Raw genomic sequence first — 21,583 nt, forward strand, 5'->3', positions numbered from 1 at the left:
CAACGGCAGACTCGAGCATCTACGCGGGTCCGCGCTGGGATTCCGCAACCTCACGCATTACATCGCGAGGTGTCTGCTCGAGTCCGGTGGCTTCAGACCGGTTCTACACTCTCAATTACGATGAGCCGTCAAAGTGCTCGAAGACCGCTCCGACGACGGGTCCTACTACGGGCAGATCGCGATTGCGATCCTCGTCCTCCCGGACCTCGCTGCGGTCGCCTTCATCACGATCGCAGGCGAAGAGCCGCCGAGTCCCTGGGCGTTCGCGCTCGTCCTGATCGTTCCCGTGGTCTGGGTGCTGCGACGGCTCCTCGACCGCGTCGGACGCGGTGAGCTGCTCGTGCTCTTCGGCGTCGTCATGTCCTTGGGGCCCGGCTATGTCGCCTTCGAATCAGTCGGCATCCACGGCGACCTCGGAGCCCTGGTGCTCGGACTTCTCTTCTCCACCCACCCGCGAGCCGTGGAGATGTCGAAGTCGCTGTTCAGCGTCAAAGAGCTCTTCCTCGTCGGGTTCTTCGTCGTCATCGGGCTCCAAGCGGTCCCCACCTGGTCGGATCTCCTCATGGCGCTGGCCCTGTGCGTCGTGCTGCTGCCGTTCAACTTCGCGAGCTTCTACCTCATGGGTCGCCTCTTCGGCCTGCGCAACCGCACCAGCGTGCGCACCAGCCTGGCCCTGAGCAACTTCTCCGAATTCGCACTCATCGTCGTCGCCGTCGGAGTCGACAACGGACTCTTCGAGGACAACTGGCTGACCATCACCGCCCTCGCCGTGGCGTTGGGGATGATCGGCTCCTCCCTGGCGAACGCCTACAGCCTCCAGATCGTCGCGAAGCTCGACGCGATTCTGCCGGACGAGAACGAGAGCCGGCTGCGGGCGAACGATCGGCCGCTCGACACCGGAGATGCGGAGGTCGTCGTCCTCGGCATGGGCCGCATCGGTCGCGGAGCCTACGAGCGCTTCGTCGAACGCGGCGACCGGAGCGTCATCGGCATCGACAACGACCACACAGTCATCGAAGCCCTGCACGCCGACGAGTTCACAGTGCTCGAAGGCGACGCCACAGACCACGAATTCTGGCACCGCCTCGTCGTCGGCGGCAGCGCCCACACCGTCGTCCTCGCCATGGCGCTGCACGACTCGAACACCTTCGCTCTCGAACAGCTGCGCATCGCCGGCTTCCCCGGGACCATCGCCGCGGTCGTCCAACGTCCCGATCAGGCCGAGCACTTCGCCCGTGCCGGGGTCCACGCGGTGATCAACATCTACAGCGGGTCCGGAGCGGCCGTCGCCGATGCCGCGATCGACAGCCACGAAGACGACTGTCGGAAGTGACAGCGGGCTGCCGGCAGTGACAGCGATACTTGCGGATCGGTCGGCCGGCAGGGGCGGACGGTTCGCCTCAGTCGGCAAGATCACAGCGGCGAGGCCGCCGATCGGCTTTGCGACGGGCGGTGTGCACCCGCTAAGATAGACAGCTGTTGTGCCTGCACCCTAAAGGCGGTCGGTGCGAGCGGATCTCGACGCTCAATCCCTCTTTCCCATCCGGGGAAACAACGGTTGCGACTCGGGCGGGAACCGATGGCCGGTCGTGACGAATCATTTTGATGAAAGGTAACCAAGTGCCAGCACCAGCACGTAATCGCCGGATGACGCGCGTCTCGCGCGCCCTCGGCCTTGCTCTGACACCTAAGGCAGAGAAGTATTTCGAGCGTCGCCCCTATCCTCCGGGCGAGCATGGCCGTGCTCGCCGTCGCAACGACAGCGACTACTCGGTCCGTCTCAAGGAGAAGCAGCGTCTGCGCGCGCAGTACGGCATCCGTGAGGCGCAGATGCTCAAGACCTACAAGGAAGCCGCACGTCTGCCGGGTCTGACCGGTGAGACCATGGTCGAGCTCCTCGAAATGCGTCTCGACGCCCTCGTTCTGCGCTCCGGCTTCGCCCGCACCATGGCGCAGGCCCGTCAGTTCGTCGTCCACCGCCACATCACGGTCGACGGACAGCGCGTGGACCGTCCCTCCTTCCGCGTCAAGGAAGGCCAGACCATCCAGGTGCATGAGCGTTCGGCCTCGATGGATCCGTTCCAGGTCGCCGCTGCCGGCGGACACAAGGATGTCCTGCCCGCGGTTCCCGGTTACCTCAACGTCAATCTCGAAGGCCTGCAGGCCACTCTGCTGCGCACTCCGAAGCGCGAAGAGGTGCCCGTGACCTGTGACGTTCAGCTCGTCGTCGAGTTCTACTCGCGCTGATCGGCTGAGCCAGGCCACGAGCCGCCGCGACTGCCCGGGACCGCTGGTTCCGGGCAGTCGTGCATTCACCCGCTGGTGACCACGACCAGTCGAGGCGACGCCCCCGGCGGGGGCGGCTTATCATCTGCGAAGAGTGCAGAGATCCGCTCCCGGTTCCCCGGCACGCCGCTCGACCTCGCATATTGTGGTCGAGCCATTAAACTAGTCCCTGTTAAGTGCGGGTACGCACGAGTAAGTGCGGGTACGCACGAGTAAGTGCGGTCACGCTCGAGCAATACGTGAAAGGCCTTGGATTGAAGACGGCAGAGATCAAGCAACGCTGGTTGGACTACTTCGAAGCGAACGGGCACACCGTGGTCCCCTCGGCGTCGGTGATCAGCTCCGATCCGTCCATCCTGTTCAACATCGCAGGCATGGTCCAATTCATCCCCTACCTCACCGGCCGGGAACCCGCACCGTTCAACCGCGCCACCAGTGTGCAGAAGTGTGTGCGCACCGCCGATATCGAAGAAGTCGGCAAAACGACGCGCCACGGAACGTTCTTCCAGATGAACGGCAACTTCTCCTTCGGCGACTACTTCAAACGCGATGCCATCAAGTTCGCCTGGTCACTGCTGACGAACCCCGTGGCTGAGGGCGGCCTGGGCTTCGAGCCCGAACTGCTGTGGGCGACCGTCCACGAGGACGACACGGAGACCATCGACATGTGGCTGGAGGAGACGTCCATTCCGCGTGCGCGCATCCAGCTGCGCGACAACGAAGACAACTTCTGGCACACCGGCCAGCCCGGCCCCGGCGGCTACTGCTCGGAGATCTACTTCGACCGCGGCCCGGGCTACGGCGTCGAAGGCGGCCCCGTGGCCGATGAGGACCGCTACATCGAGATCTGGAACCTCGTGTTCATGGAGTTCGAACTCTCCGAGGTGCGCTCGAAGGTCGACTTCGACATCGCCGGGGATCTGCCCGCGAAGAACATCGACACCGGTCTGGGACTCGAACGCGTGGCCTTCCTGCTCCAGGGCGTGGAAAACATGTATGAGATCGACGAAGTGTTCCCCGTCATCGAAGTCGCCAGCCGCCTCTCCGGCCGCGAGTACGGAGCCGACGAACACGCCGATGTGCAGATGCGCGTCGTCGCCGACCACGTCCGTTCGGCCCTGATCATCATCGGCGACGGAGTCCGCCCCGGAAACGAAGGCCGCGGCTACATCCTGCGTCGCCTGCTCCGGCGCGCTGTGCGCGCGATGCGGCTGCTCGGCGTCAAGGACGAGGTCCTGCCCGAGCTGCTGCCCGTGTCCATGCAGGCGATGAAGCTGTCCTACCCCGAACTCGAAACCGACTTCGACCGGATCTCCCGGGTCGCCTACGCCGAGGAGAAGGCGTTCCTGCGCACACTGGAATCCGGCACCCAACTGTTCGCGAACGCCGCCGATTCGCTCACCGGATCCGAGAAGACCATCAGCGGCGACATCGCCTTCGCCCTCCACGACACACACGGCTTCCCCATCGACCTCACCATGGAGATGGCCGCCGAGGCGGGACTCAACGTCGACGAGACCGGGTTCCGTGAGCTCATGAGCGAGCAGCGCACCCGGGCGAAGGCCGATGCGAAGGCGAAGAAGGGCGGCGGGCACACCGACCTGTCCGCCTACTCCGCTCTGCTCGACGAAGGCAGCAGCGAATTCGTCGGCTACGACAGGCTCGAAGCCGATTCGCGGGTCCGCGGCATCGTCGCAGACGGGGTCGCCGCCGAGGTGCTCACCGCCGGCCAGAGCGCCGACGTCGTCCTCGACCTCACCCCGTTCTACGCCGAATCCGGCGGCCAGCGCGCCGACGTCGGGCTCATCTCCGGGCACCGTTTCACCGCCCGCGTCACCGATGTGCAGAACCCGGTCAAGGGACTGCCCGCCCACCGTGTCGAGGTCATCGACGGTGAACTCCACGTCGGAGACGAGGTGCTCGCCGCCGTCGACCACGACCACCGGTTCCAGGGCGCCCAGGCGCATACCGCCACCCACCTCGTCCACGCTGCGCTGCGCGAGATCCTCGGCAACCACGCCGTGCAGGCGGGTTCGCTCAACCAGCCCGGCTACATGCGCTTCGACTACTCCTTCCCCGAAGCCCCGAGCACGCAGATGCGGGCCGAGATCGAAGAGGTCGCCAACCTCGCCGTGCGTTCGAACTACGAAGTCGGAACCGAATACATGCCCTTCGACGCGGCGAGGAAGTCCGGCGCCATGGCCCTGTTCGGTGAGAAGTACCCGAACGTGGTGCGCGTCGTCGACATCGGCGGGCCCTTCTCCCGCGAACTCTGCGGCGGCACCCACGTCGGAGCATCGGCCGAGGTCGGACCGATCTCCGTGCTCTCCGAAGCCTCCGTGGGATCGGGAGTCCGCCGCATCGAAGCCGCCGTCGGCATGGATGCCTTCCGCTCGCTGGCCGCCGAACGCACGATCGTGTCCTCACTGTCCGAAATGCTCAAGGTCCCCGGCACCGACGTCACCTCGCGGGTCTCGGACCTCATGAGCCGACTCAAGGACGCGGAGAAGGAGATCGCCCGCCTCAACGCACAGCAGCTGCTCGCCTCGGCCGGGAAGTTCCTCAACGAGGCGCAGACCGTCGGTGACACCCTCTTCGTCGTCGCCGAGCTCGGCGATGTCTCCAACGCCGGTGACATCCGCACCGTCGTCACCGAGCTGCGCGGCCGCGTCAACGATCGGCAGGCCGTGGTCCTCGGGCTGGGTGTGAGCAACGGCAAACCCGTCGTCGTCATCGCCACCACCGAAGAGGCCCGCACCGCCGGTCTGCAGGCGGGCAGGCTCGTCTCCCTGGCCTGCAGCGAACTCGGCGGCGGAGGCGGTGGCCGGCCCGATCTCGCCCAGGGCGGCGGCAGCGACTCCACAGCGATCCCGGCCGCCATTGCGGCCGTCAAGGCGGCCATCCAGTGAGTTTCCGCCGAGGTCGCCGCCTGGGCCTCGATATCGGTTCGGTGCGGATCGGGGTCGCCTCCTGCGACCCCGACGGCATCCTCGCGACTCCGCTCTGCGTCGTCCGTCGCAAGGACGAACCGGCGGCATTGAAGGAGCTGCGCGAACTCGTCGAGGAATACGAACCCATCGAACTCCTCGCCGGTGACCCGAAGTCCCTCGACGGGGCTGCCCGCGCGGCGGCGGCCTCGGCGCTGGAATTCGCCCGCAAGGTCGCCGCCGCCACCGACACACCCGTCCGCCTCATCGACGAACGGTTCACGACCGTCGAAGCCCACCACGCCCTGGCTGCGGCCGGGAAATCCGCGCGTCAGCGGCGCGAGATCGTCGACGCCCAAGCCGCCGTCATCATCCTGCAGAACGCCCTCGAGTTCGAACACAACACCGGTGTCCCCGCCGGACGCGAGATGCCCGACGAGGAGAGTGAGCAATGAACCCGTTCCCTGGCGAGTTCTCAGCAGATGAAGGACTGACCCGTTCGGAGATCAAGGCGAAGGCGCGGCGGCGGATGATGCGCCGGCGGCGGACGACGACGATCATCGTCATCTGCGTCCTCGTCTTCGGCATCGGCGGATTCTTCGGGGTCAAGGCTGCCGGAGGAGTCTTCGACGACCTCTTCGGCCCCAAAGGCGATTACGAAGGACAGGGCACCAACGAGGTGTCCATTGAGATCGCCCCCGGTTCCTCTGCGCGCACCGTGGCCAACCAACTCGTCGAAGAGGGCGTGATCATGAACTCGGGTCCCTTCCTCGACGAAGTCGAACGCCGGGATGCGACCATCCAGGCCGGCACGTGGACGATGCGGGAGAAGATGAGCTCGAAGGCCGCGGTCGAAGCGCTCATCAATCCCATCGCCCCACCGAAGATCACGGTCGCCGAAGGCAAGCAGGTCGAGGAGATCAAGGCGATCATGATCGAATCGGGGATGAATGCCGACGAGGTCGACAAAGCCCTCGACGACAAGACCCCGAAGGACTACGGCCTCGACATCGACGCCGAGGGTCTCGAAGGCTACCTCTATCCGGCGACCTACGAAATGAATAAGACGAAGACCGCCGAGGATGTCGTCCAGGAGATGGTCGACAAGACCGAAGCTGAACTCGACGACCTCGGCATCGAGGCCAAGGACGCCAATCGCATCCTCACCCTGGCCAGCCTCGTGGAGAAGGAATCCCCGGGCGATGAAGAGGTGCGCAGGAAAGTCGCCCGTGTGTTCCTCAACCGGATCTCGGACAAGTCGAAGACCGGCGGGCTGCTGCAGTCCGATGCCACCGTCGCCTACATCCACGGCGCCCGGTCGGACCTGACGACGACGAAGGAAGAGCGTCAGTCGGATTCGCCGTACAACACGTACAAGAAGAAGGGGCTGCCGCCCGGACCGATCAACGCCCCGAGCGAGGGCGCGGTGGAGGCCGCACTCAACCCGGCAGACGGTGATTGGCAGTTCTTCGTGGCCACGAACCCGGACACGGGGGAGACGAAGTTCGCGAACACCTACGACGAACACCAGAAGAACGTCGAGATCTACCGGAAATGGCTCAAAGAGCACAACTCCGACGGCGGCAAGGAATGAGGATTCGCGCCGCGGTGCTGGGATCGCCGATCGCGCATTCGAAGTCACCGCTGCTGCACCGCAGCGCCTTCGCCGCCCTCGGCCTGGGCACGAGCGAGTACTCCCGACACGAACTCGTCGCCGATGAGCTCGAGGCGTTCCTCGACGCTCATCCCGAGCACACGGGATTCTCGCTGACGATGCCGCTCAAGGACCGCCTCGTGACCTTAGCCGCCGAACGAGGCTGGTCGATCGATGACACGGCCGCTCTCACCGGAGCCGGCAACACCCTCGTGCGCACCGGAGACGAGACGGCGGTGGCGAACACGGATGTGCGCGGCATCGTCAGGGCCATCGCCCCGCACCTGAGTGCGGGACGGAACCACGATGTCACCCGGGAGAGCAGCGCGGGAACCGGACGAGCGACGATCCTCGGTGCCGGGGCCACGGCCGCCTCGGCGCTGGTGGCCTGCCGCGATCTCGGCATCGCCCATGTCGACTTCCGCGTCCGCAGACCCGACCGAGCCGGCCGGGTCCTCGACCTCGCCGCTCGGCTCGGTCTGACCGCCTCGGTGGGAGGCCTGGACCGGATCGATCCGTCAGCGGTCGTCATCTCCACTCTGCCCGCCGAGGCGGCCCCCGAACCGGTCTGGGGCGGACCCCGCGCGGATTGGGGTGGGGTGGCTCTCGACGTCGCCTACGCCGCGGATTCGGCGTTCCTCGCCGCAGCCGCAGCCCACGGACTGCACCCGGTCATCGGCACGGCGATGCTCGTCGAACAGGCTGTGGCCCAGTTCGAGATGTTCTTCGACGCCGCCGCGGCGACGGGCACCGACGAAGCCGGCGTGCAGCTGCCGGCGGGACCGGAACTGCTGGAGCGGATCGCGGACGCGATGTACGCTGCCCTGGCGGAGTCTCCCGCCCGGTCCCGGAACTGAGCGGAGGAGACGGTGGAGGCCGGGGTGCTGCACGGAATGGTCACTGGACTCACGGTCCTCACCGCTTTGGCCGTCGGCCTCCTGCTCGCCCGGACCCCGCGATTCTGGCTCCACGATGACAGCCATCTGGCCCGGTGGCGAGCCTTCCGGATCCCGCACGGACCCTGGCCGGTGCTGGTCGGAATCCTCATCGCCGTCGGTGCCGCCGGAGTCTTCCAGCTCACCGTGCTCGCACCGGTCACCGGATGGGCCGCCTCGGCGCCGCTCAGCGCGACAACGCTGACCGCTGTGCATCCGAACTCGGCCGACCTCATCGTCTCGGGCCTGTTCCTCGGACTCGCCGCAGGCGTCACACCATTCCTCATCCTCGCTGATGTCATCGTGCGCCGGCTGCCCGACCGGATCGTCTACCCGACGATGCTGGCCGGTGCGGCCCTGCTCATCGTCGGCTCCGTGAGCGGGCAGATGCGGTTCTGGTTCACCGCATTCTTCGCCGGTCTCCTCGCCCTCGTGCTCTTCGGTCTCCTCCATCTGCTCGGGCGGGTGCTGCGAACCCAGACGATGGGCCTCGGGGACGTCAAACTCGCGTTCCTCGTCTTCGCCGTCGCCGGACTCTATGACCCGTGGGCGCCGCCGCTGGTCCTTGTCGTGATGATGCTCATCGCCGGCGTGTGGGCGCTCATCGGAGCGATTCGAGCCCGGCGTCTGCGCGGGGTGACGATCGCTTTCGGACCGGCGATGCTATCCGGGATGTGGCTGGGGTCGGTGCTCGCTCCAATCCTTTTGTAGAATCGGTGGAATGTTGAGATGGCTGACTGCAGGCGAATCCCACGGCGAGGCGCTGACCGGGATCATTGAGGGGCTTCCGGCCCATGTACCGATCACCAGAGACGATATCCGCGCGAGCCTGGCTCGCCGCCGACTCGGCTACGGCCGCGGCGCTCGGATGAAGTTCGAAGCCGACGAGGTGAGGCTCCTCGGCGGCGTCCGCCACGGCGAGACCCTCGGCTCACCCGTGGCCATCGAGGTCGGGAATACGGAATGGCCGAAATGGGAGTCCGTGATGAGCGCCGGCCCCGTCGACGCAGCCGAACTCGAAGGACTGGCCCGCAACGCACCGCTGACCCGTCCCCGTCCCGGCCACGCCGACATCGTCGGCATGCAGAAGTACGGCTTCGACGAAGCCCGTCCGGTGCTCGAACGCGCGTCCGCCCGCGAAACCGCGATGCGCGTGGCCCTGGGCACCGTGGCCGCGAACTTCCTCGGTGAACTCGGCATCACCCTCGTCTCCCACACCGTGGCCATCGGCGGAGCCGAACACGACTCCGAGGCCGTGCCCGATCTGCCCACCGCCGCCGACGTCGACGACCTCGACGCCGATCCGGTGCGCTGCTTCGATCCCGCACTGTCGGCGGCGATGGTTGCTGAGATCGACACGGCGAAGAAGGCCGGGGACACGCTCGGGGGAGTCGTCGAGGTCCTCGCCTACGACCTGCCGCCGGGGCTCGGCTCCCATGTTCACTGGGACCGCCGGCTCGACTCCCGCCTGGCTGGAGCCCTCATGGGCATCCAGGCGATCAAGGGAGTCGAAGTCGGTGACGGCTTCCTCACCACGAAGCGTCCCGGTTCGCAGGCCCATGACGAACTCGAAGTCGGCCCCGATGGCTTCCGCCGCGGCAGCAACCGTGCCGGAGGCACCGAAGGCGGAATGTCGACCGGCGGGCCGTTGCGGGTGCGTGCCGGAATGAAGCCGATCGCCACGGTGCCGCGTGCCCTGTCGACCGTCGACGTCGAGACCGGCGAGGCGGCGAAGGCGAACCACCAGCGCTCCGATGTCTGCGCGGTCCCCGCCGCCGGAGTCGTCGCCGAAGCGATGGTCGCGCTCGTCCTCGCCGAGGCCGTGGTCGAGAAGTTCGGAGGCGACTCCGTCGCCGAGACGAAGCGGAATCTGGACGCCTACGCAGCGGCGATTCCGGAGAACCTTCGCATCGGGCGATGAACCAGGCCCCGCTCCCGAAACCGGTTCCGCCGTTGGAACCGGTTCCCGCCGCGCTCTCGCGCATCGTGCTCTCCGGACCGCCGGCAGCCGGAAAGTCGACGATCGGTCGGCTGCTGGCCGACCGGCTCGGACTGCCGCTGACGGACACCGATGCGAATATCGTCGAGAAGTACGGGGTCATCTCCGAGATCTTCGTCGAGCGCGGAGAAGACCACTTCCGTCGGATCGAGCGCGAGGTCGTGCGCCGGGCCCTGCGGCGACTGCTCGACCGGCCGGGCATCGTGTCCCTCGGCGGAGGAGCGATCCTCAACTCAGGCACCCGTGCCCAGCTGCTCCACCCGGCGATCAAGGTCGTGCACATCGATATCGATGTCGACACGGTGTCTCAGCGCCTGACCGCCCCGCATCGTCCGCTGCTGCGCGGGGCCGGCACGGCGGTGGAGAACTGGCTGGCCCTAGTCGAGGAACGCGAACCGTATTACGAACAAGTCGCGACCTTTCGCGTCCAGGCCTCGAACTCTCCGCCGTCGACGGTGGTCAACCGTGTCGTCGATGTGCTCACCGGTCTGCAGCGGGCCGAAGAATACGCGAAGTACGCTCACCTCGATGACGACGGCAGCAGCGGGGCGCACGGGGAGTAGGCCGCCGGCGTCGTCGCACCCGCTGAGCGCCCGCGGGATGAGACGTTGCCCACCACGAGCGCGGGACTCCTCGCCCGCACCCGCCCCGCAGGGCTAGGCTGAGACGGGGCCGGTGCCGCATCGGACACCGGACGAAGAAGACGCTGAGAACGATCAGAAAGACGGACGAATGAGCCTCACACGCATCAATGTGGACGCCGGTGGAACCTACCCGGTCCTCGTCGGCCAGGGACTGCTCGGCGAACTGCCCGGGCTGCTGGGCAATCGAGTCGAGAAGGTCCTCGTCATCCACCCGCGTGCCCTGCGCACCACCGGTGAGAGCGTCCGCGACGACCTCGCCGCCGCCGGTCTCGAGGCTGTGGCCGCGGAGATCCCGGATGCCGAAGAAGCCAAGCACGTTCAGGTCGCGGCCTTCTGCTGGCAGGTGCTCGGTCAGTCCGACTTCACTCGCACCGATGCCATCGTCACCGTCGGCGGGGGAGCCGTGAGCGATCTCGGCGGCTTCGTCGCCGCCACCTGGCTGCGCGGCATCCGCGTCGTCCACATCCCCACCACCGTGCTCGGCATGGTCGACGCCGCAGTCGGCGGCAAGACCGGCATCAACACGGCCGAAGGCAAGAACCTCGTCGGGTCATTCCACGCCCCGGCCGGAGTGCTCGTCGACCTCGACACCCTGGGCACCCTGCCGGAGAACGAGCTCTTCACCGGACTCGCCGAGGTGGTCAAGACCGGCTTCATCGCCGACAAGTCCATCCTCGATCTCATCTCCTCCCACTCGAAAGAGGAGATCGGTGATGTGCAGGGTCCGGTGCTGCGTGAACTCATCGAACGCTCCATCCGCGTCAAGGCCGAAGTCGTCTCCGGCGACTTCAAGGAATCCGGCCATCGGGAGATCCTCAACTACGGACACACCCTCGGACACGCGATCGAACACAAAGAGCGCTACCAGTGGCGGCACGGGGCCGCGGTGTCCGTGGGCATGGTCTTCGCCGCCGAGGTCGCCTCGATGGTCAAGAGCCTCCCGTATGAAATCGTCGACCTCCACCGGGAGCTTCTGAGCAAGCTCGGCCTGCCCACCGGCTACCGCTCGGATGTGTGGCCGCAGCTGCTGGACACGATGAAGCGAGACAAGAAGGCCCGCGGAGCAATGCTGCGCATGGTGCTGCTGAGCGGAATCGGAGATCCGAGCACCGTCGAGATCCCCGACGCTTCGATCCTCTTCACCGCCTACCAGGAGGTCGGTGAGAGCGCACCGACGGTCTCGCTGCGCACCGACCTCGGCTGACAGCACAGCCCGGCCCCGGACCGAGCACGGCCTGGGCACTCAACCGAAAGCCTGCGCAACACCCGCTCCGGCCCTCGGATGGAAGCCGCTCTGCGAGCTTGCTAGAATTGCCCAGTGGCGCATTCGTCGACCCTCAGCAGAGGGTCGCGCACGGCGCCGGCCAACTGCGATCACCGCTCGGTGATCTGGACTGAAGCGAAGAAGGACGAATTAGTGGCGACAACGAACGACCTGAAGAACGGCCTCGTGCTCAACCTCGACAACCAGCTGTGGCAGGTGCTGGAGTTCCAGCACGTCAAGCCCGGCAAGGGTCCGGCGTTCGTTCGCACCAAGCTCAAGAGCGTGACCTCCGGCAAGATCATCGACAAGACCTTCAACGCCGGCACCAAGGTCGAGACCGCCAATGTCGACCGCCGCGACATGCAGTACCTCTACCATGACGGCACCGACTACGTCTTCATGGACGCCGAGGACTACGATCAGGTTCCGATCTCGCCCGAGCTCGTCGGCGATGCGGCGAACTACATGCTCGAGAACCAGCAGCTGCAGGTCTCGTTCCACGAAGGCACCCCTCTGTCCGTTGAGCTGCCGCCGTCGGTGGAACTGAGCATCACCCACACCGAACCCGGTCTGCAGGGCGACCGTTCGACCGGTGGTTCGAAGCCCGCGACGCTCGAGACGGGCTACGAGATCCAGGTTCCGCTGTTCCTCGAAGAGGGCACCAAGGTCAAGGTCGACACCCGCACCGGCGATTACCTCGGACGCGTCAAGTAAGTGGCGTCCGCACGAACCCGAGCCCGTCGCAGGGCTCTCGAGCTGCTCTTCGAAGCCGGGCAGCGTCGACTGGCCATGGACGAACTCGTCACGATGCGGTCGAACGACCCCGACTATCCGATGAAGGAATACGCGGTCGAGATCGTTCGAGGCATCACCGAGAAGCAGGCGGAGATCGACGAGATCATCTCCACCCATTCTCAGGGCTGGACGCTGGACCGTATGCCCGCAGTCGACCGATCCCTGCTCGAGATCGGCACCTGGGAGCTGCTGTTCAACGATGACGTCCCCGACAAGGTGGCCATCGACGAAGCCGTGTCCCTGGCACGGCAGTTCTCCACGGATGACTCACCGAACTTCGTCTCGGGTCTGCTCTCACGCATCCTCGACGTCAAACCGACGCTCATCTGAGTCGGCGGGTCCGGACTCCGGACCCGCCCACCAGCGTGAGAAGCGCTGGGTCTACAATCGAATCGAACCACTCCTTTAACCACCGTCCGGAGAGGCGGAGAAGGGGAAGCATGACACAGCGAACAGTGCTGGACGCAGCCGATATATCGCGGGCGATCACGCGGATTGCCCATGAGATCATCGAATCCAACAAGGGCAGCGACGACTTGGTCCTCCTCGGCATCCCACGCCGCGGAGTCCCGCTGGCCCTCCGGCTCGCCGAGGCGATCGCCTCGATCTCGGGACGCCCGGAAGCCGCGACCGAACTCGCCGGCAGCCTCGACATCACGATGTACCGCGATGACCTGCGCGGCGGCTCCTACCGGGCACCCGAACCGACCTCGATCCCGGCATCAGGAATCGATGCGAAGACCGTCGTCCTCGTCGACGATGTGCTCTTCTCCGGCCGCACCATCCGTGCCGGACTCGACGCCCTGGCCGATGTCGGCCGTCCCGCGAAGGTCCGCCTCGCCGTCCTCGTCGACCGCGGCCACCGGGACCTGCCGATCCGCGCCGACCATGTGGGCAAGAACCTGCCGACCTCGAGCAGCGAACGCGTCAACGTCAGCCTGGACGAAATCGACGGATCGGACTCCGTGACCATCTCGGGAGGCCGGGAATGAAGCATCTGCTCGACACCGCCTCCCTGAGCCGTGAGGACGCCATCGGCATCCTCGACATCGCCGAAGAGATGACGCTCGTGTCGGAACGCGAAGTCAAGAAGCTGCCCGTGCTGCGCGGACGCACGGTCGTCAACCTCTTCTTCGAAGACTCCACTCGCACCCGACTGTCCTTCGAGGCCGCCGCCAAACGACTCTCGGCCGATGTGCTCAACTTCTCCGCCAAGGGCTCCTCGGTGTCGAAGGGCGAGAGCCTCCAGGACACCATCCAGACGATCTCCGCGATGGGTGCCGATGCCATCGTCGTCCGCCATGGCGGCGCGGGAACGGCACACCGGCTCGCCCACACCGGATGGATCGACGTGCCCGTCATCAACGCCGGTGACGGCACCCACGAACACCCCACCCAGGCGCTGCTCGACGCATTCACCCTGCGCCGGGCGCTGGCCGGGGTCCCCGCCTCGGGGCCGGTGGCCGGGGGACCGCGGGGGAGAGGCCTCGACGGGGCGAAGGTCGCCATCGTCGGAGACATCCTCCACTCCCGGGTAGCCCGCTCGAACGTCCACCTGTTGGCCCGCCTCGGCGCTGATGTCCACCTCATCGCCCCGCCTACTCTCCTCCCGTGGGGTGTCGAGCACTGGCCGGTGACCGTCCACTTCGACTTCGACGAAGCACTGCGCAGCGAGGACTTCGCGGCCGTGATGATGCTCCGTGTCCAACACGAGCGGATGCACGAATCCTTCTTCCCCAACGAACGCGAATACGCGCGCCTGTGGGGACTGAGCGCCGCGAGGTTCGAGAAGCTGCCCGCCCACACCTTCATCATGCATCCGGGACCGATGAATCGCGGTTTCGAGATCTCCGCTGCCGCAGCGGATTCACCCCGCGCCCTCGTCCTCGACCAAGTCGAGAACGGAGTGAGCGTGCGCATGGCGGTCCTCTACCGTCTGCTGACCGGTCAGGAGGAGACCAATGACTGATTACCTCATCCGCGGAGCCGATGTGCTCGGACGCGGAGTCGCCGACATCGCCGTGTGCGAGGGACGCATCGTCGACCCCGAACTCGTCGCCGGAAGCGATCCCGAGATCGTCGACGCCGCCGGCCTCGTGGCCCTGCCGGGACTCGTCGACATGCACACCCACCTGCGCGAACCCGGCAAAGAAGACGCAGAGACCGTGCTCAGCGGCTCCCGTTCGGCCGCGGCCGGCGGATACACCTGCGTGCACGCCATGGCGAACACCGCACCGGTGGCCGACACGGCCGGCGTCGTCGAACAGGTGCACCGCCTCGGGCGAGCCGCCGGCTTCACCGAAGTCGTGCCCGTCGGCGCCGTCACCACCGGGCTCGAAGGCAAGCAGCTCGCGGAACTCGGCGCGATGGCCCGCTCAGAAGCGCGCGTGCGGATGTTCTCCGACGACGGGATCTGCGTCTCGGACCCGTTGCTCATGCGCCGCGCGCTCGAATACGTCAAGACCTTCGACGGGATCATCGCCCAGCACGCTCAGGAGCCGCGCCTGACCGAAGGTGCGCAGATGAATGAGGGCACCGTCTCCGCCGAGCTCGGACTGCCCGGCTGGCCGGCCGTGGCCGAGGAGTCGATCATCGCCCGCGATGTGCTCCTGGCCGAACACGTCGGCTCGCGCCTGCACATCTGCCATGCCTCGACCGCCGGCAGCGTCGACCTCATCCGCTGGGCCAAGTCGAGGGGAGTGGCGGTCACCGCCGAGGTGACTCCGCACCACCTCATGCTCACCGACGAACTCGTGCGGAGCTTCGACCCCGTCTTCAAGGTCAACCCTCCGCTGCGCACGGATGCCGATGTCCAGGCGCTGCGCGAAGCACTGGCCGACGGCACCATCGACGTCGTCGGCACCGACCACGCCCCGCACACCGCCGAACACAAATGCAGCGAATGGACCGCAGCGGCCATGGGCATGGTCGGCATGGAGACCGCCTTGTCGATCGTCGTCGAAGCCATGCGCGAGCACGACTTCGACTTCGGCGATGTCGCCCGCGTGATGTCGGCGACACCGGCACGCATCACCGGTGCCTCCGGACACGGCAGCCTCGCGATCGGCGCGAGTGCCAACATCGTCCTCGTCGACCCCGACGCTCCGCACCGGATCGAACCGTCCGCTCACGCGACGAAGGGACGCAACAACCCCTTCGACGGTCTCGAAGTCAGGGCACGGATCACCGACACCTTCTTCTACGGCCACCGGGTTCTGGCCGCAGGGGCACTCACCACACCCCACCCGGCAGGAGCAACATGGACCGATCAGTAGGCACCCTCATCGTCGCCGTCGTCATCGTCGTCGTGATCATCGCGATCGCGTGGGGATGGAGCCGACGCAAGCAGTCCCAGTCAGAGGTCGTGACCCCGCCGAAGCCGCACATGGGCATCACCCCCGTGGCCGATCCCGTCGAAGGCTCCTATGTCTCGACGACGAAGGCGGGACATCCCCTCGAACGCGTCGCCGTCCACGGCCTGGGCATCCGCACCACCGGCGAACTCGTCATCACCGACGGGGGAGTGATCATGGACCTGGCCGGCCGCGAGGACTTCCTCATCCCGCGCCGCGACATCGTCTCCGTGGACACCACGTCCGGGATGATCGGGAAGTTCGTCGAACGCGGAGGCATCGTCCGCATCACCTGGCGCCTCGGCGACACCCTCGTCGACACGGGTTTCCGTGCCCGTTACGCCGCATCCACCACTTCCACCGTCGACCGCATCCGCGAAATGATCGAAGAGGCACAATGAGCTTTTCCACCACACCCGCCATCCTCATCCTCGAAGACGGCCGGACCTTCCACGGATCCGCGTACGGAGCCATCGGCGAGACGACCGGCGAAGCCGTGTTCGTCACCGCCATGTCCGGTTACCAGGAGACTCTGACAGACCCGTCCTACCACCGGCAGATCATCATCCAGGCCGCCCCGCACATCGGCAACACCGGCATCAACCGCACCGACGACGAATCCGCTCAGATCTGGGCAGCCGGCTACGTCGTCCGCGACGCCTCACGGATCTCGTCGAGCTGGCGCTCCGAAGGCGACCTCGTCGACTGGCTGACCGAGTCCGGAGTCGTCGGCATCAGCGACGTCGACACCCGTGCCCTGACTCGTCACCTGCGCGACAAGGGCGCCATGCGAGTCGGCATCTTCTCCGGACCCGCCGCCGAGGCGCCCGAGACCGAACTGCTCGCCCGGGTCCAGGCCTCCCCGCAGATGGCCGGGGCCAACCTCGTCGACGAAGTCTCGATCACCGAGCCCACGCTCATCCCCGCCCGCGGACAGAAGAAGTTCAGCGTCGCCGCCGTCGACCTCGGAATCAAGTCGATGACACCGGAGCGCCTGACCGAACGCGGCATCGACGTCCACCTCGTGCCGTCGTCGATCAGCTTCGAGGAGATCCAGGCGATCGGCGTCGACGGAGTCTTCTTCTCCAACGGTCCCGGAGACCCCGCTGCCGCCGATGACCAGGTCGAACTGCTGCGAGCCGTGCTCGATGCCGGCCTGCCGTTCTTCGGCATCTGCTTCGGCAACCAGCTGCTCGGCCGTGCCCTGGGCTTCGGCACCTATAAGCTGCCCTTCGGCCACCGCGGCATCAACGTGCCCGTGATGGACCGTACGACGAACAAGGTCGAGATCACCTCGCAGAACCACGGCTTCGCCGTCGACGCACCGCTTGAAGGCGAGACGATCGCTCCGCACAAGGCCGACTACGGTCGTGTCACCGTCTCCCACGTGTGTCTCAACGACGATGTCGTCGAGGGTCTGGCATGCCTCGACATCCCGGCCTTCTCCGTCCAGTTCCATCCCGAGGCCGCGGCCGGCCCGCACGATTCGAGCTACCTGTTCGATCGCTTCGTCGACCTCATGTCCGCTTCCCCGGCCCACCAGGCTGCACAGGCCTAAGGAGAACCCCATGCCACTGAGACAAGACCTCAAATCCGTCCTCGTCATCGGATCCGGCCCGATCGTCATCGGCCAGGCCTGCGAATTCGACTATTCCGGCACCCAGGCCTGCCGTGTCCTGCGGTCCGAGGGACTGCGCGTCATCCTCATCAACTCCAATCCGGCGACGATCATGACCGACCCGGACATCGCCGATGCCACCTACGTCGAACCGATCGACCCCGAGGTGATCGAGACGATCATCGACAAGGAACGCCCCGATGCGCTCCTGCCGACGCTCGGCGGACAGACCGCCCTCAACGCTGCGATCGCCCTCTACGAATCGGGTGTGCTCGAGAAGTACGGCGTCGAACTGATCGGCGCCGACGTCGACGCCATCCAACGGGGCGAGGATCGGCAGAAGTTCAAGGACATCGCCGTCGACTGCGGCGCCGAGGTGGCCCGTTCGGCCATCTGCCACACCCTCGACGAGGCTCTGGCCGCCGCCGAGGAGCTCAACTACCCCGTCGTCGTCCGTCCCTCCTTCACCATGGGCGGACTCGGTTCGGGCATGGCATACGACGAAACAGACCTGCGCCGCATCGCCGGCGCCGGACTCGCCGACTCCATCACCCACGAGGTGCTGCTCGAGGAGTCGATCCTCGGGTGGAAGGAATACGAGCTCGAGCTCATGCGCGACAACAAGGACAACGTCGTCGTCGTGTGCTCGATCGAGAACGTCGACCCGGTCGGGGTGCACACCGGTGACTCGATCACCGTGGCCCCGGCGCTGACGCTGACCGACCGCGAATACCAGGAGATGCGCGATATCGGCATCGCCATCATCCGTGCCGTGGGTGTCGACACCGGTGGCTGCAACATCCAGTTCGCCGTCGACCCGAAGACCGGGCGGATCATCACCATCGAGATGAACCCACGCGTCTCCCGCTCCTCGGCGCTGGCGTCGAAGGCCACGGGCTTCCCGATCGCGAAGATGGCGGCGAAGCTCGCCGTCGGGTACTCGCTCGATGAGATCCCCAACGACATCACGAAGGTGACCCCGGCCAGCTTCGAACCGACCCTGGACTATGTGGTCGTGAAGATCCCGCGCTTCACCTTCGAGAAGTTCCCGGCCGCGGATCCGACCCTGACGACGACGATGAAATCCGTCGGAGAGGTCATGGCCCTGGGACGCAACTTCACCACCGCTCTGCAGAAGGCGATGCGGTCGCTGGAGCAGAAGGACTCCTCCTTCGGCTGGACCGATCTGCCCGACGTCACCGACGAGGATGTCCGCGAATCCGTGCTCGAAGCGATTTCGCACGCCACCGCCGATCGCATCCACTCCGTCCAGCGGGGCCTGGCCGCCGGACTCACCGCTGCCGAGGTCTTCGACGCCTGCGAGATCGATCCCTGGTACCTCGATCAGATCCAACTCATCAACGAGGTCGCCGCCCATGTCCGCGACGCCGAGGAACTCGACGAGCAGGTGCTGCGGATCGCGAAGAACCACGGCTTCTCCGATGAGCAGATCGCGCAGCTGCGCAGCCTCAGCACCGATGTCGTCACCGGCATCCGTCATGCGCTGCGCGTACGCCCGGTGTTCAAGACCGTCGACACCTGCGCCGGCGAATTCGAAGCGAAGACTCCGTACCACTACTCGTCCTACGACGCCGAGACCGAGGTCATGCCGCGCGACCGACCGGCCGTGATCATCCTCGGTTCGGGCCCGAACCGGATCGGCCAGGGCATCGAATTCGACTACTCGTGCGTGCATGCGACGATGGCGATCTCCTCGGCGGGGTACGAGACGATCATGGTCAACTGCAACCCGGAGACCGTGTCGACCGACTACGACACCGCCGACCGCCTCTACTTCGAACCGCTGACCTTCGAAGACGTCATGGAGATCTACCATGCCGAGCTTGCCGCCGGTGAGGTCCTCGGCGTCGTCTGCACTCTCGGCGGCCAGACTCCGCTCGGGCTGGCCGACCGTCTCAAGGCCGCCGGCGTGCCCGTCCTCGGCACCCAGCCCGAAGCGATCGACCTGGCCGAGGACCGCGGCGAATTCGGTGCGGTGCTCAGCCGTGCCGGACTGACCGCACCGAAGCACGGCACGGCCGTGACCGCTGCAGAGGCCGCGACGATCGCAGAGAACATCGGCTACCCCGTGCTCGTGCGTCCCTCCTACGTCCTCGGCGGGCGGGGGATGCAGATCGTCTACGACCGCACCCAGCTGCTCGACTACATGGCCACGGCCACGGAGATCTCCAGCGACCGTCCCGTGCTCGTCGACCGGTTCCTCGAAGATGCCATCGAAATCGACGTCGATGCGCTCTTCGACGGAGAGCAGGTCTACATCGGCGGCATCATGGAGCACATCGAGGAAGCGGGAATCCACTCCGGTGACTCCGCATGCGTGCTTCCGTCGCTGACTCTGGGCGAGGACGTCCTCGAACGCGTCCGTCAGGGCACGAAGGCCATCGCCGAAGGCGTGGGGGTGCGCGGACTGCTCAACATCCAGTTCGCCATCGCCGCCGACGTCCTCCACGTCATCGAAGCCAACCCCCGCGCCTCACGCACCGTGCCGTTCGTGTCGAAGGCGACCTCGACGCAGCTGGCCAAGGCCGCCGCACTCATCGCGGTGGGACGGACCATCGCGGATCTGCGCGGTGACCTGCTGGCTGCAGAGGGCGATGGGTCCACACTGCCGCTGGACCACCCGATCGCCGTCAAGGAGGCGGTCCTTCCCTTCCGTCGCTTCCGCACCGTCGAAGGCAAGATCGTCGATTCGATCCTCGGCCCGGAGATGCGGTCGACCGGTGAGGTCATGGGCATCGACCACAACTTCCCGACCGCGTTCGCCAAGGGTCTCCTCGGGGCCGGAGTGAAGCTGCCGACCTCGGGAACCGTATTCGTCTCCGTCGCCGACCGCGACAAGCGCGCCATGGTGCTGCCGGTCAAGGAACTCGTCGACATGGGCTTCGACGTCGTCGCGACCACCGGAACCGCGGCCGTGCTCTCGCGCTACGGGATCAAGACCACACAGGTGCACAAGCACTTCGAAGCCGACGCCGAGGACCGCACGGTCATCGACTATCTCACTGCGGGCACCATCGACATGGTCATCAACGTGCCTTCGGGCCGGCAGGAACGCGCCGACGGCTACGAGATCCGTGCCGCCGCGACCGCGAACTCCGTGCCGTTGATCACCACGCTGGCCGAATTCGCCGCCGCGGTGACCTCCCTCGAAGTGGTTCGGGACGAGAAGTTCGACGTCCGCAGCCTGCAGGACTGGAGCGCCTGATGTTCGGCACCCGACTGGCCGCAGCCATGGCGAAGCACGGACCGCTGTGCGTGGGCATCGACCCGCACGAGCATCTGCTTCAGTCCTGGGGGCTGCCGCGCAGCGCGGCCGGTGTGCGGGAGTTCGCTCTGCGCACGATCGAGGAATTGCAGGGAACGGTCGCCGCGGTCAAACCGCAGTCGGCGTTCTTCGAACAGTACGGCTCGGCCGGTGTGGCCGCTCTCGAAGAGACCCTCGCCGCGGCGCGGGAAGCCGGGATACTCACCGTCCTCGACATCAAGCGCGGCGACATCGGGTCGACGATGGGAGCCTATGCGAAGGCGTACCTCGATCCCGCCTCGGCGCTGGCGGCCGATTCGATCACCGTCTCGCCTTACCTCGGATTCGGAGCTCTGGAGCCGGCATTCGAACTCGCCTCCGCCCATGGCAGGGGAGTGTTCGTCCTCGCTCTGACCTCGAACCCGGAAGGCAGAGAGATCCAGCACGCACAGGGACGCGGCGGATCCGTGGCCGGGACGATCGTGACCCAGGTCGCCGAACGCAATGCGCAGGCCCTGGCGGCAGCGGCGGAGCCCGCGGGGCCGGTCGGACCCTTCGGGCTCGTCGTCGGAGCCACCATCGGAGAGGCCGCGCGGAAGCTGGGATTCGACCCGGTCGACTGCGGGGGTCCGATCCTGGCACCCGGCGTCGGCGCGCAGGGAGCGGGCATCGGTGAGCTGCGGGCCGTCTTCGGCGACGAAGCCCTGGCTTCGGGACAGGTGCTCGCCACGGCTTCCCGGGCAGTGCTCGGGGCCGGACCGGAAGGGCTGGCCGATGCTGCACGGGAGCTCAACCGCACGCTCTCAATGCTGAACTGACGCCGCCTGTGTCCGGGCCGCTGCG

Annotated in this window: 19 protein-coding genes; all 19 read left to right on the top strand. The window is 66.6% G+C overall.

The window, feature by feature from the left end:
• Positions 1-133 precede the first annotated feature (133 nt).
• The 19 genes from ACPUD7_RS05230 to pyrF all read left to right on the top strand — a co-directional run bounded on the left by ACPUD7_RS05230 (position 134) and on the right by pyrF (position 21,558).
• On the top strand, positions 134-1,333 hold the full coding sequence (locus tag ACPUD7_RS05230; RefSeq protein WP_240689957.1) for a cation:proton antiporter family protein: 1,200 nt from the start codon (positions 134-136) through the stop codon (positions 1,331-1,333).
• A gap of 272 nt (positions 1,334-1,605) precedes the next feature.
• Positions 1,606-2,247 carry a 30S ribosomal protein S4 gene (gene rpsD, locus ACPUD7_RS05235; RefSeq protein ID WP_425119349.1) on the top strand — a complete coding sequence of 214 codons (642 nt, stop codon included), beginning with the start codon at positions 1,606-1,608 and terminating at the stop codon, positions 2,245-2,247.
• A gap of 293 nt (positions 2,248-2,540) precedes the next feature.
• A complete protein-coding gene (gene alaS / locus ACPUD7_RS05240) occupies positions 2,541-5,195 on the top strand; it encodes an alanine--tRNA ligase (RefSeq protein WP_425119350.1) in 2,655 nt (884 codons plus the stop codon).
• Entirely contained in the window at positions 5,192-5,668 is a 477-nt protein-coding gene (gene ruvX, locus ACPUD7_RS05245) for a Holliday junction resolvase RuvX (RefSeq protein ID WP_425119351.1), read from the top strand. Before alaS ends, ruvX begins: the two co-directional genes overlap by 4 nt.
• Positions 5,665-6,807, top strand: coding sequence for an endolytic transglycosylase MltG (gene mltG, locus ACPUD7_RS05250; protein WP_425119352.1), 1,143 nt, complete (start codon positions 5,665-5,667; stop codon positions 6,805-6,807). Before ruvX ends, mltG begins: the two co-directional genes overlap by 4 nt.
• Positions 6,804-7,724 (top strand): shikimate dehydrogenase family protein, encoded by a 921-nt coding sequence (locus ACPUD7_RS05255; RefSeq protein WP_135541105.1) that lies wholly within the window; start codon positions 6,804-6,806, stop codon positions 7,722-7,724. The genes mltG and ACPUD7_RS05255 overlap by 4 nt, the downstream gene beginning before the upstream one ends.
• Before the next feature lie 36 nt (positions 7,725-7,760).
• Positions 7,761-8,513: a prepilin peptidase gene (locus ACPUD7_RS05260; RefSeq protein WP_135541103.1), complete on the top strand. Its 753-nt coding sequence runs from the start codon at positions 7,761-7,763 to the stop codon at positions 8,511-8,513.
• Positions 8,514-8,523: 10 nt separating this feature from the next.
• A complete protein-coding gene (aroC, locus tag ACPUD7_RS05265) occupies positions 8,524-9,723 on the top strand; it encodes a chorismate synthase (protein ID WP_135541102.1) in 1,200 nt (399 codons plus the stop codon).
• Positions 9,720-10,364, top strand: a complete 645-nt coding sequence (locus tag ACPUD7_RS05270; RefSeq protein ID WP_425119353.1) for a shikimate kinase — start codon at positions 9,720-9,722, stop codon at positions 10,362-10,364. The genes aroC and ACPUD7_RS05270 overlap by 4 nt, the downstream gene beginning before the upstream one ends.
• A 169-nt stretch (positions 10,365-10,533) precedes the next feature.
• Positions 10,534-11,649 carry a 3-dehydroquinate synthase gene (gene aroB / locus ACPUD7_RS05275; protein WP_135541098.1) on the top strand — a complete coding sequence of 372 codons (1,116 nt, stop codon included), beginning with the start codon at positions 10,534-10,536 and terminating at the stop codon, positions 11,647-11,649.
• A gap of 213 nt (positions 11,650-11,862) precedes the next feature.
• Entirely contained in the window at positions 11,863-12,423 is a 561-nt protein-coding gene (gene efp / locus ACPUD7_RS05280; protein WP_135541096.1) for an elongation factor P, read from the top strand.
• Positions 12,424-12,834, top strand: a complete 411-nt coding sequence (gene nusB / locus ACPUD7_RS05285; protein WP_135541095.1) for a transcription antitermination factor NusB — start codon at positions 12,424-12,426, stop codon at positions 12,832-12,834.
• Between the two features lie 110 nt (positions 12,835-12,944).
• Positions 12,945-13,496 (top strand): bifunctional pyr operon transcriptional regulator/uracil phosphoribosyltransferase PyrR, encoded by a 552-nt coding sequence (gene pyrR, locus ACPUD7_RS05290; protein ID WP_135541093.1) that lies wholly within the window; start codon positions 12,945-12,947, stop codon positions 13,494-13,496.
• On the top strand, positions 13,493-14,473 hold the full coding sequence (locus ACPUD7_RS05295) for an aspartate carbamoyltransferase catalytic subunit (RefSeq protein WP_425119354.1): 981 nt from the start codon (positions 13,493-13,495) through the stop codon (positions 14,471-14,473). The genes pyrR and ACPUD7_RS05295 overlap by 4 nt, the downstream gene beginning before the upstream one ends.
• On the top strand, positions 14,466-15,779 hold the full coding sequence (locus ACPUD7_RS05300; protein ID WP_135541090.1) for a dihydroorotase: 1,314 nt from the start codon (positions 14,466-14,468) through the stop codon (positions 15,777-15,779). The genes ACPUD7_RS05295 and ACPUD7_RS05300 overlap by 8 nt, the downstream gene beginning before the upstream one ends.
• Positions 15,764-16,258: a hypothetical protein gene (locus ACPUD7_RS05305; RefSeq protein ID WP_135541088.1), complete on the top strand. Its 495-nt coding sequence runs from the start codon at positions 15,764-15,766 to the stop codon at positions 16,256-16,258. Before ACPUD7_RS05300 ends, ACPUD7_RS05305 begins: the two co-directional genes overlap by 16 nt.
• Complete coding sequence (gene carA / locus ACPUD7_RS05310; protein ID WP_425119355.1) at positions 16,255-17,415, top strand: glutamine-hydrolyzing carbamoyl-phosphate synthase small subunit; 1,161 nt, start codon at positions 16,255-16,257, stop codon at positions 17,413-17,415. Before ACPUD7_RS05305 ends, carA begins: the two co-directional genes overlap by 4 nt.
• Before the next feature lie 10 nt (positions 17,416-17,425).
• Positions 17,426-20,701: a carbamoyl-phosphate synthase large subunit gene (gene carB / locus ACPUD7_RS05315; protein WP_425119356.1), complete on the top strand. Its 3,276-nt coding sequence runs from the start codon at positions 17,426-17,428 to the stop codon at positions 20,699-20,701.
• Complete coding sequence (gene pyrF, locus ACPUD7_RS05320) at positions 20,701-21,558, top strand: orotidine-5'-phosphate decarboxylase (RefSeq protein WP_135541082.1); 858 nt, start codon at positions 20,701-20,703, stop codon at positions 21,556-21,558. Before carB ends, pyrF begins: the two co-directional genes overlap by 1 nt.
• The last annotated feature ends 25 nt before the right edge of the window (positions 21,559-21,583 follow it).

This window comes from Brevibacterium sp. FAM 24630, from assembly GCF_049804075.1.
Classification (GTDB): Bacteria; Actinomycetota; Actinomycetes; order Actinomycetales; family Brevibacteriaceae; genus Brevibacterium.